The 11,333-nt window shown below is 38.4% G+C and carries 7 protein-coding genes and 1 pseudogene; all 8 read right to left on the bottom strand.

Translation table 11 applies throughout. From position 1 onward, the window contains the following. Positions 1-1,860, bottom strand: a pseudogene (locus RM553_RS03845) (hypothetical protein); the annotation flags it as partial. A gap of 539 nt (positions 1,861-2,399) precedes the next feature. After that, positions 2,400-3,635, bottom strand: a complete 1,236-nt coding sequence (locus RM553_RS03840) for a site-specific integrase (protein WP_311533627.1) — start codon at positions 3,633-3,635, stop codon at positions 2,400-2,402. 517 nt (positions 3,636-4,152) lie between these two features. Continuing rightward, a complete protein-coding gene (locus tag RM553_RS03835) occupies positions 4,153-4,365 on the bottom strand; it encodes a heavy-metal-associated domain-containing protein (RefSeq protein ID WP_311533626.1) in 213 nt (70 codons plus the stop codon). Positions 4,366-4,388: 23 nt separating this feature from the next. Further along, positions 4,389-6,647: a heavy metal translocating P-type ATPase gene (locus tag RM553_RS03830; RefSeq protein ID WP_311533625.1), complete on the bottom strand. Its 2,259-nt coding sequence runs from the start codon at positions 6,645-6,647 to the stop codon at positions 4,389-4,391. A 106-nt stretch (positions 6,648-6,753) separates the two neighbouring features. Continuing rightward, complete coding sequence (locus RM553_RS03825; protein WP_311533624.1) at positions 6,754-7,320, bottom strand: helix-turn-helix domain-containing protein; 567 nt, start codon at positions 7,318-7,320, stop codon at positions 6,754-6,756. A gap of 249 nt (positions 7,321-7,569) precedes the next feature. Next, on the bottom strand, positions 7,570-9,384 hold the full coding sequence (locus RM553_RS03820) for an efflux RND transporter periplasmic adaptor subunit (protein WP_311533623.1): 1,815 nt from the start codon (positions 9,382-9,384) through the stop codon (positions 7,570-7,572). Between the two features lie 62 nt (positions 9,385-9,446). After that, positions 9,447-9,941, bottom strand: a complete 495-nt coding sequence (locus RM553_RS03815; RefSeq protein ID WP_311533622.1) for a DUF305 domain-containing protein — start codon at positions 9,939-9,941, stop codon at positions 9,447-9,449. A 116-nt stretch (positions 9,942-10,057) separates the two neighbouring features. Next, positions 10,058-11,287, bottom strand: a complete 1,230-nt coding sequence (locus tag RM553_RS03810) for a permease (RefSeq protein ID WP_311533621.1) — start codon at positions 11,285-11,287, stop codon at positions 10,058-10,060. Positions 11,288-11,333: the final 46 nt, after the last annotated feature.

Genomic DNA, 11,333 nt, shown 5'->3' with positions numbered 1-11,333 from the left:
CCCGTCATTAATACCATCACCGTCTGTATCAGGATCGGTAGGATCAGTGCCAATTTCAGCTTCTTCATCATTGGTCAGCCCGTCATCATCCTGGTCACAAGGCCCGGCAGTAGCATCTGGATCACATGGATCAAGCGGATCGGAACCATTGTCAACTTCATCGCCATCATTAATACCATCACCGTCTGTATCAGGATTAGTGGGATCAGTGCCAAGATCAACTTCTTCATCATTAGTGAGCCCATCCTCATCCTGGTCACATGGCCCGGCAGTTGGATCTGGATCACAGGGATTTAAAGGATCAGAACCATTACCGACTTCATCGCCATCACTAATACCATCACCGTCTGTATCAGGAATGGTAGGATCAGTGCCAAGATCAACTTCTTCGTCATTAGTGAGCCCATCCTCATCCTGGTCACAAGGTCCGGCGGTTGCATCTGGATCACAGGGATTTAAAGGATCAGAACCATTACCGACTTCATCGCCATCACCAATACCATCACCGTCTGTATCAGGATTAGTGGGATCGGTGCCAAGTTCAGTTTCTTCATCATTGGTCAGCCCATCCTTATCCTGGTCACACGGCCCGGCAGTTGCATCTGGATCACAAGGATCTAATGGATCAGAACCATTACCGACTTCATCGCCGTCATTTATACCATCACCGTCTGTATCGGGATCGTTAGGATCAGTGCCGATTTCAGCTTCTTCGTCATCCGTTAAACCATCATTATCTGCATCGTTATCCAAATCACAACCTTCAGCAGCTATAGTTATATCATGTATATCTACCGATTGTTCAAGTGATACATCAACAAGGGCATTTAATTCAATTTCTATTTTATCAAAGCCGGAAGTGGGGTTAACTACTAAAGAAATAACTTCATTGTCTTGAAGACTGGTAAGTAATTCCGCATCGATTAAAGTGGAGGCTGAAGCAGTATAAACCTGAGTATTATTAGAATAAACTATAATCTGAAGGTTATCTAAAATACCCACCGACAAAAGAGAACCATCTGTCTTAAATGAAAGCCTGAAATTATCTGAAGCTGCTGCAGGATTTGGAAGATAGAAAATTTGAGAAATACTAGAAGCTACTCCTAATGTTCCATGACTAATCTCTGAAAAGCTAGAGAGCTCCCCATCTATCGCTGCTCCAGGATTTGATATACCTGCTCCTCCCAACCCCAGAACATCCAGAGAAATACCTGAAGCATCGCCACTGGTGAAAGCAGGAGAATAACATCCTTCCTGTGGCTGAGAATAATATAATGAATGATAAATATTCATTGAATTTTCTACTCCCAGACCAACTAGGGATGACGTGACATCTTCCACTCTAATCTGATTGTAGCTGTCCGGTGGACTTAGAGCTGCAAAAAAATTATCATCCTTGTCGACTACTATTTTGAATCTCTCATCTGCAGGAAAGTTTTCAGTAGAGCCGGAATAGACTACCTGATTATTTTGTTTTGCTATTACATTAAAATAATGATCTCCCAATAGAAGAGACTCTGAAAGATCAATTATAAGATTTCCCAGACTTCCCTGTACAAGGGCCTCCAACAGGCCATCATCAAAATCCAATCGGATATAAGAGGGGGTATTTCCTTCTAAAGTGGAGGGATAACCCAATTCTAAAATTCCATCCTCCCGAGGTTCCAATAGAAATCCAGAATCGGAACTTAAAGTTGCAAATTGTCCATTTACACCTGTAGCGTTAGTAGCATTATCCACGTTCTGCTGGAAAATAACTGAATTTGCAGTTTGTTGAGCGGTAAGAGCGGCAAGCGGCACAGACATTAGAACCACATAAAAGAGCCATACCCTTAACATTCGAAAAGTAGTTTTAGGCATACTTTTGAATTTAAGATTAATAAAGAATAAATCTCAATCCAGTAGGGTAAATCGAGAGCTAACAGTTTATCGGCGATATTAACTGTTAATCGAAATTTTAATGTGTAATATGTGCTAATATACTTACAATAAATATATTAATTTATTATACAAACGTTAAAATTATGAGTTTTTAATAGGTTTATCTGACTTTATAGGCTATATATTTCAAATTTCCGGAAATTTATTCCGAAGCTTATTTTGATCAAATTCAGTATTCGCTGGAGCTGAATTTACTGGCTTCTGACGTGGAATCTGTTATTATAAAGAAGATGATACTTACCTGTTCCAGGATTCGGATTTGAGGAAGATTATATAGCTTCTGACTCCCTTGAATAAGAAAGCCTCGGTGCTATCCAGGAAAAAGCATTAAAGGTGCTGCAGGAATATATATGTTAGATCCAAATAAGGAAATGTCAGACCTCTTCAATGAGAGGGAAGAGGATTTTTAAATTAATTAGGGCTAAAGAAAAAATTCCTTAGCCCGGATTGGTTCTTCTTTATGAATTTGGCTTTTTCTTCTTCGCCATTTTTTCTTCCAGATTATCAATATCGCTGCTCAGCTTGTTTTCTAGCACCCTTGCATAGATTTGTGTGGTAGACAGCTTGGAATGTCCCAGAAGTTTTGAAACGGTTTCAATAGGCACGCCATTAGAAAGGGTAACGGTGGTGGCAAAGGTATGCCGGGCCACATGGAAGGTCAGGGTCTTATTTATCTTCAGTTTCTCTGCAATTTCCTTTAAATATTGATTGGTCTTCTGGTTAGAATACACCGGAAGCACAAAACCCGAGCATTCCGCCTGTTTTTCATATTTCCAGATAATCTCCATTGCCTTTGGCAGGATAGGAATTTTAAGGGGCTGTTCTGTTTTTTCCCTTACTGTAAAAATCCATTTTCGTCCATCAATGCCAGCAACAATATTCTTCGGCTCCAGATTTTTTACATCCACCCAGGATAAGCCGGTGTAACAGGAGAAAACAAATACATCCCGCATCTTCTTATGGCTGCTTCGTTCAAATAGATATTCTTCCAGGTGCTGTAATTCTTCCTCATTTAAAAAGGCTCTTTCGGCTTTTTTAAACTTCAAGGAGAATTTAGCAAAGGGATCTTTATCCACCCATTCCAGTTTCTGAGCCAGGTTAAGCAGCTTCTTTAAGCGTTCGAGGTGTTTCATCACCCCGTTGTTGGCAGGAGCTTTCCTTGCACGTTTGGGTTTATAGTTCCTGAGGAAATGTTCAAAATCAGTAATGAACTGGTAATTGATCTGCTTCAGGAAAATATCATTCGCTTTATATTTCCTTTTCAGGAATTTATAAAGATATCGTTCTGTGGTGTAGTAGTTCTTTAAAGTGCCATACTTCAGCACATCTTTCATATGCTCGGTATGGTAATTCAAGAGCTCCGAAAGCTTTTTAAAGGAATCATCTTCCCTTAGGTATCTTGCCTTAACTGCCTGGGCAGATAAGATCAGGTTTGCATCATTTAGTTGGCGGAAGCATTCGTAAAGCTTGTTATAAATCCGATCCAAAGACCGGTTTACCTGCTGGCTTTCCATGCTGCTACCTTTCAGCCTGCTTTTACGCTCATCCCATAGGTTTAAGGAGATCCTGCGCTGTAAACTGATTTCTACACGTTCCCCGTTCAGGGTAATTCTGGCATAGAGGGGAGCTTTGCCATTTGTTGCTTTACTTGATTTTGGGATAAATACAATCCCAAAGGTCACCGAATTTCTCATAGTATTCGTTTTCAGGGTTAAACAAAATGCGTGAAAACGAAAGTCAAATCAACAGTTCGGGCAAACCGCCCTATATTTTGAGGTCACCGGATAGGTCACCGAATCGGACTCATTTAATATAGTTTCATATCAAATTCTATGAACACCTAAAAACAACAAAACCTTGATAATCATATGATTAACAAGGTTTTAATACCATTTGATAATGGTCTTGGTCGGGGTGGCAGAACTAATCTACCACTCAACAATATTTTGATTACCAGACATTTAGTCTATTTCAATAAAACGAGGTAACCGAATAGGTAACCTTTGCCCCGATTTTATTCGTAAAAGCAAAGATATAGGAATATTTGAATATAAACACGAACAAACCCTATCATATTTAATTTCAATAAGCTCTTTTTAGAAAAAAACTGATTCTCAATATAATAAGAAAATAGTTAATTTTGTTTCTTGATTTGCAAGGGTGAAAGAGCCTATCAAAACTTTTCAGAGTACCCCACAAATCCTTTGAATTCTATGAAATTTTCTCAGCTTTAAACCCCACTTTTTGCAAAATAGTTTTTACTTCTTCTTCCGTAGCACTGTCAGTTTCTACGGTCAGTATCTTATCAGGATTGTTCGTATCTACTTCCCAACTTTCGACACCTTCCTGTTTGTTTAAAAATGGGGTTACTTTTGATACACACCCACCACAATTGATATTTGTTTTAAATTTTAAAGTTTTCATTGTTTTTGAATTTATAATTAATATTAGAGTTTTATGCGTTTCAGTCTTAAGCTATTTGCAACTACGGATACACTACTGAATGCCATTGCTGCACCTGCAATCATTGGGTCCAATAAAAACCCATTTACCGGATACAAAACTCCTGCAGCAATTGGAATACCGATGATATTATAAATGAATGCCCAGAACAAATTCTGGAGTATGCCCAACACGGTTCTCTTTGACAGTTCCAATGCTTTTGGGATGGATTGTAAATCTGATGTTATCAAGGTCATTTTTGCAACGTCCATCGCAATATCAGAACCTTTACCCATTGCTATACTCACATTGGCTTGCGCCAAAGCGTGCGAATCATTGATACCATCGCCTACCATTGCGACTATCTTCCCGTCTGCCTGTAATTTCTCGACAAAAGCCGCTTTGTCCGAAGGCATTACTTCGCCTTTATAATTGGATATTCCCACCTGATGTGCCACGGCAGAAGCCGTTTTATTGTTATCTCCCGTGAGCATATACACCTCGATGCCTCTTTCTTGAAGCGTAGCTATGGCTTTTTTTGAAGTTTCTTTAATCTTGTCCGCAATGGCCAGTATCGCAAGCACTTGATGTTCGTTACCAAAGAATATGACTGTTTTTGCCTTTTCTTCAAGGCTTTCCGCTGTTTGCATTAAAGAAGCGTCGATTTGAATATCATTTTCTACCATTAGTTTATGGTTGCCCACATAATATTTTGAACCATTCTCTAATTGTGCCTTTACACCTTTTCCTGTTATGCTTTCGAAGAAAGTAATTTCTGCTTGTTCAATATTTTCCTCTTTCAAATGATTGACGACCGCTTCTGCCAAAGGATGTTCTGATTGTGCTTCGATAGCCAAAAGAATTTCCTTGTATTCCTTTTGATTTTGAAGTTTATGCTTCCAGAGTATATCGGTTACCAGTGGTTTTCCTTCTGTAATCGTACCTGTTTTATCAAGGATTACTGCATTCACTTTATGCCCAAGCTCCAAACTTTCGGCATCTTTTATGAGAATATTGTTCTCTGCGCCTTTTCCTATTCCCACCATAATGGCTGTTGGCGTCGCCAATCCCAACGCACAAGGGCAGGCAATGACCAACACTGCTACGGAAGTCAATAAGGCTTGTGAAAATGCACTATCGCCACCGACAAACATCCACACGATGAAGGTAACAAGGGATATACCCAATACAATGGGAACAAAAATTCCCGCAATCTTATCGACCAATTTTTGCCCAGGTGCTTTGCTTCCCTGTGCCTCCTGAACCATTTTTATAATCTGGGAAAGCAGGGTTTTCCCACCTACTTTTTCAGCGGTAAACTGAAAGCTTCCTTTTTGATTAACGGTACCAGCGAATACCTTTTCCCCTTGGGATTTCTGAACTGGAACGGGTTCTCCCGTTATCATACTTTCATCTACATACGAGCTTCCCTTGGAAACTTCGCCATCCACGGGAATTTTTTCTCCGGGACGTACCAAAATGGTCTGCCCCAGCTGTACGGATGAAATTGGGATTTCCTTCTCTTCCCCATTCTCAATAATTTTAAGGGTTTTAGGCTGAAGCCCCATTAGTTTTTTGATGGCCGAAGACGTATTTGATTTTGCCTTTTCTTCCAATAGTTTCCCCAATGAAATAAAGGTGATAATAACGGTAGCCGCTTCGTAATACACGTGAGGCTCGATGCCGCGACTTAACCAAAATTCAGGAAAAAAAGTGTTGAACACACTAAAGAGGAAGGCGATTCCGGTACTCAACGCCACCAAGGTATCCATATTTGCTTTACCGTGATTGGCCTGCTTGAAGGCATTGATGAAAAAGCTGCGCCCGAACCAAACAAGAATGGGAAAGGCCAATACCAAAGAAATCCATTTACCTGGTTCCCATTGCATATAGAACATTCCCAAAATAAAAATAGGCAGCGTTAGGATAGCCGACCAGATAGTACGGCTTTTTATGTCTTGGTAATGTTTTTGTTGAAGTTCTTGTTGTACTTCCGAAGGGTCTTCGGTATCTATTATAATATCGTAACCGACCTGTCTTAAAGCGTTTTGCAATTGTTCTTCGGTAGTGGCTTCGTCGTAATCCACCAATACCGAACTGCTGGCAAAGTTAACCTGCGCGTCGTTCACACCTTCGGTATGTGAGAGTATAGATTCAACACTGGATGCACAGGCCGCGCAGGTCATTCCTGTTACTGGAAAAGATTTTTTTATTCCCTCTTTATGATTCTTTTTTTCGGTTTCAAATATGTTGATTGTCTCCATAAATCCACTCTTATTTGTGCACTACAAATTTCAGGATTTAAGGACTTTAAAGTGTTATGTAATATGCTGAATGATTTGTAGAATTTATTGAAATATCTTTTTAGCATTAAACATCGTTCAAAAATTTTCGGTTTTTATCCACAGATTTCTTAAACTGCGTGGGTGTCATTCCAGTTACTTTTTTGAATTGATTGCTTAAATACGCAACGCTGCTGTAATGTAATTGAAAAGCTATCTCACTCAATGTCATTTCATCATAGACAATGAGTTCTTTCACACGCTCAATTTTTTGGTTGATGATATATTGCTCGAACGTGATACTTTCTACCGACGAAAATAAGGAACTCAAATATTTATAATCCAAGTTAAGTTCTCGACTAATAATATCTGCCCATTTTAAATCGGTATCTTCAGTGGAATGGTGTATTTTTTCAATTACAAGATTCTTCATTTGTTCAATGAGTTGACTTTTTCTATCATTAACCAAACTGAACCCTTCATTTTGAAGTTCTACAGAGATTAAACTTTTATTTTTAGGGCTCAGTTCATTTGTCAAATCTACTTCACCCAACTCTATAATATTGTATTTAATATTCAATTTGTTCATAATACGGGATACAGAGCTTATACATCTTGGACAGACCATATTTTTTATGTAAATGGTATTCGACATAGTTGTTATAGGATTTTAAAAAATTGATTCTCCACGTTTTAAAGTTTTAAAAGCTTACATAGATGGTTGCGAATAAAGCCGCGAGAAATAAGATAACCATAGCAATAATGCCATAAATTTTTTCTCTTCTGGAAATGGTATTATTTTTTGGTTGTTTCTTTTTCCTGTTTTTATTTTTTCTCCTATCTCTTCTATTTTTACTCATATTTAAATTTCCAAGTAAAAAAATCGTGCTATTTTTTGAAATAATTACTCAAATGTATCCCTAACCTCGCCACAGGTCAACATTGATTGTCCATAATATGGATTTTGGATTTCTTTTTCTAAACTTAACCAATAGGCTCCCTTGTTACTATTGGCCATTGGACAAAATTGGCTGTAAGCCTTTTGGTTTACGCCAAAGAGTTTGACACTGCTTATCATATGGGCAGATAAATGTTTAAAGTGGTCCCTTTGTGTTTTGATATCTGAAGAAAGGGAAATAGCATTTGACGATGACTTTAATTCCTTTTGAATGGTCATCCAGTGCTTGTGCGCTTTTTCATCTTCCAATAATTTCATATCCACCTTGTTCAGACTTTTTTCTACTCGTTCAGCAGCTTGCTGTGCGTTTTTCGCATTATCATTCACTAAGGCATCTTTTAAGTCAATATAGCCATCAAAAACTTGCTTTAACTGCTTTTGAAACTTGGCAGGAACATCTATTCTTTCGTTCATTTTTGTATGGTCAATGCTATTACCAGTTGCTTGGGTATTTGCTTGCTCCATCCCGGTATGCCCTTCGTGCCCAGTCATTGTTTTGCCCCCTTCTTGATTCATCATTGATTTTTTACCACTTAACTGTGCAGCGGCATCCACAGTAAATGTGCCATTGGTCACGATTTCATCCCCATCTTCCAATCCGCTTGTTATCGAATAGGTTTCCCCATTTCTTTTACCTATCGTCACTTCACGCATTTCAAAGACAGGTTCGTCAGGTTTGGTTTTTACATACACCAATGAGCGCTCCCCTGTCCACATTACCGCGCTTGCCGGAACAAGAAGCTGCTGTTCGCTAGAAGCACCAATACCTTCAACCTTACCTGTGACGAACATTCCCGGTTTCAACAGGTTATTTTTATTTTGTATGGTAGCCCTTACCGTTACTATTCTGGTCTGGGTGTTTAACACCGGGTCAATGAATGATATTGTGGCATCAAACTCTTTGTTGGGATAGGCGTTGGTGGTCATTTTTATTTCCTGCCCTTTTTCAAATTGTGAAATTTGATTTTCGTAGGCATCAAACTCTGCCCAGACCGTATTTAAGTTGTTCAATTTTAAAATAGGCTGGCCTTGTTTTACGTAATCACCTTCTTCCGCCATTTTTTCGGAAACAGTTCCGGAAACCGTAGCGTAAATAGGGAAGTTCTCACGCACCTTTCCTGATTCTTCGATACTGTTGATCTGGCTTTCTGAAAGTTTCCAGAGCTTCATTTTATTCCGCACGGATTTATAAAGTTCGGGTTGGCTTTCTTTAAGGGAAGCCGTGGTAATTAGCTCTTGTTGGGCTGCAACAAGATTAGGCGAATAGATTGTTGCCAAAAGCTGCCCTTTACGAACTTCTTGTCCTTCATAATTTACATTGAGACGTTCAATCCTCCCATCAAAATAACTGGCCTGTACTGCACTCGCTTCTTCGTTTTCTACGATTTTACCGGATAAAGAAGTTACATTTCCAGTTTCGCCTACAGCATTACCTACTACATTTGTTTGAATATTGGCCAGTGCCATTGCATTTTTGGTCATTTTAATTTCATTTGGGGACAAGCCTTCAGAGCCTGACTCAGCTGGGATAAGATCCATACCACAAATAGGACAATCTCCCGGTTCAGGTTGCATAATTTGTGGGTGCATTGAACACGTCCACATTTGATTGGAGGTTTCGCCAGAATGGTCGTGACCATCGGACATCTCAGCTGAATCTTTGTTAATCATAGGATCTTTGGCAGAACCATCAAAAATAAAATAGCCCGCTACTAGACCAACACCTATTGCAATCGTTAAATATATTATATTCTTTTTCATATCGTTTTATTTTGTTCCTAACCAATTAACTTGGTGAGGAAAGTTAATTTACAGGGTGAAATTTATTTCCCTTCTTGTTCAAGTCTATAAATTATTTTCTTCATCTGTGCAATTTCCCTTTCTTGAGCTTCTATAATCTCTTTGGCGAGTTTTTTTGTTTCAGGATCCTGAATATCGGCTCTTTTACTTGTTAAAATCGCAATGGAGTGGTGAGGTATCATAGCCTTCATATATAAAACATCTCCAATGATGGGTGCCTGTGCTCTTACCAAGCCAAGAGCACCGGTAAACAGAATCGCGCTTCCCACAAGAATCGCGATGTTCTTTTTCTTGTTTTGATACATTTTTCGCATAAAGAACCACATAATCACCGCCATACAGGCTATACCCAAACAGGTCATATAAAATCTGGTAAGACTGAAATACACGTGGTCAATTTCGTATGTATTGAGATACATTGTGGTGTACATAGCTATAAAGGAAAGGCCAAGCATAGCTATAAATCTGCTATAATTACTTTTTTTTATTCTGTCTTGTTTTTTTTCTGTTGACTTCATTTTTTAATTTTTTTTGATTGACAATTGCTAAGTCTTTAGACTTATGGTCTATTTAAATTGATAATATTTTTCTTTTAACTACCATTTTGTTAATGATTATTTTTTTAGTTTAAATCTTAATTCATAAAAAATTTCACAATAAGGCCTCCCGCCAACCAGGCATAACAAATAAATGCGGCGTATTTTAAAATGCTTTCGAGTAATTGGCTTTTAGGTGCCATTTCACTCATAGAGTGTTCTACATCCTTCTTTTTGAAAAAACCGAGATATATCAAATAACCAGAAATAACTAAAAATGCCAGGTTCAAAAAGAACGTATAATCTACTTTAAAAAACTCGCTGTCTTGAATTTTAACTTGTGAAGGATCTGGTAAAATGTTGAACAAATCAAATGTGTAGTGTAATGCTAAAGATGTTCCTATTAAAGCAGTAAACAATAGAAATACTATGAAGATCGACATTTTCCAACCATAGTATTTTGCGTTTATACGTAACACGGGAAATACCACAAGGTCACTAAAAATAAAGGCCATTACTCCTGCAAAGCTCACACCTTTCCCAAATAATAATGCCGCTAAGGGTATGTTGCCCATAGAGCCAATAAATGTCAAAAAAGCTGCAACTGGACCTACTATAATATGTTCTAAAATTTCAAAAAAAGTAAAATCTGTATTGCCCTTACCGCTATTAATGAAAAGTGTTTGAAAAAAGGAATCAGGCACAAAAGCTGCAACAATTCCCGCAATAGTAAAGCCTACCGTAACATCTTTCCATACCATTTGCCATTCCATTTTGTATTTTTTGGCTACTCTCGCCCAGCTAGTCTCCTTCTGGATTTGTTTTTTCCAGTCTTTGGAATCATCCATTTCATCATCGCTATCTTCACTTTCTAAATTTTTTCTGGCCTTTGAAATAAGTTTTTTTGGATTTATAATCCGTATAAGTATCCAACAAATGAGGATTAAGAGGATTCCACCTACATATTCCCCCACGACAAATTGCCATCCCAAGAAAATGGAAATGATGATTCCCAATTCAATAACCAAGTTAGTAGAAGCCAGTAAGAAAGCGATGGATGATACAAAACTTGCCCCTTTCTTAAAAATGGACTTGGTAGAAGCAAGTGCGGCAAAACTGCAAGAGCTGCTTATGAATCCGAAGAATGTTCCCAGAAGCACGCTTTTCTTTTCATTCTCGCCCATTGTTTTCTGCATCCTTTTTTCGGTCACAAAAACCTGTATCATACTACTGATGATGTAGCCCAAAACAAATGCCCACAATGCCATCCAGAAAAATCCGGTGGTCGTATAAGCCGCTTCGCCCCATTGTTTTAAGAAATCATTCATATCGACTATTTATTTTAAAGATTCTGATAATTACAATACCGAGCAT

Source organism: Autumnicola tepida (assembly GCF_031846485.1).
Taxonomy (GTDB): Bacteria; Bacteroidota; Bacteroidia; order Flavobacteriales; family Flavobacteriaceae; genus Autumnicola; species Autumnicola tepida.
Note: the sequence above shows the minus strand (reverse complement) of the source record. Positions and strands in the feature narration are given on the sequence as shown.

Bases quoted from the DNA above. Each gene is read 5' to 3' on its own strand.
- RM553_RS03815 (WP_311533622.1), bottom strand. From the start codon at position 9,941: ATGAAGTCAACAGAAAAAAAACAAGACAGAATAAAAAAAAGTAATTAT.
- RM553_RS03835 (WP_311533626.1), bottom strand. From the start codon at position 4,365: ATGAAAACTTTAAAATTTAAAACAAATATCAATTGTGGTGGGTGTGTA.
- RM553_RS03840 (WP_311533627.1), bottom strand. From the start codon at position 3,635: ATGAGAAATTCGGTGACCTTTGGGATTGTATTTATCCCAAAATCAAGT.
- RM553_RS03820 (WP_311533623.1), bottom strand. From the start codon at position 9,384: ATGAAAAAGAATATAATATATTTAACGATTGCAATAGGTGTTGGTCTA.
- RM553_RS03830 (WP_311533625.1), bottom strand. From the start codon at position 6,647: ATGGAGACAATCAACATATTTGAAACCGAAAAAAAGAATCATAAAGAG.
- RM553_RS03810 (WP_311533621.1), bottom strand. From the start codon at position 11,287: ATGAATGATTTCTTAAAACAATGGGGCGAAGCGGCTTATACGACCACC.
- RM553_RS03825 (WP_311533624.1), bottom strand. From the start codon at position 7,320: ATGTCGAATACCATTTACATAAAAAATATGGTCTGTCCAAGATGTATA.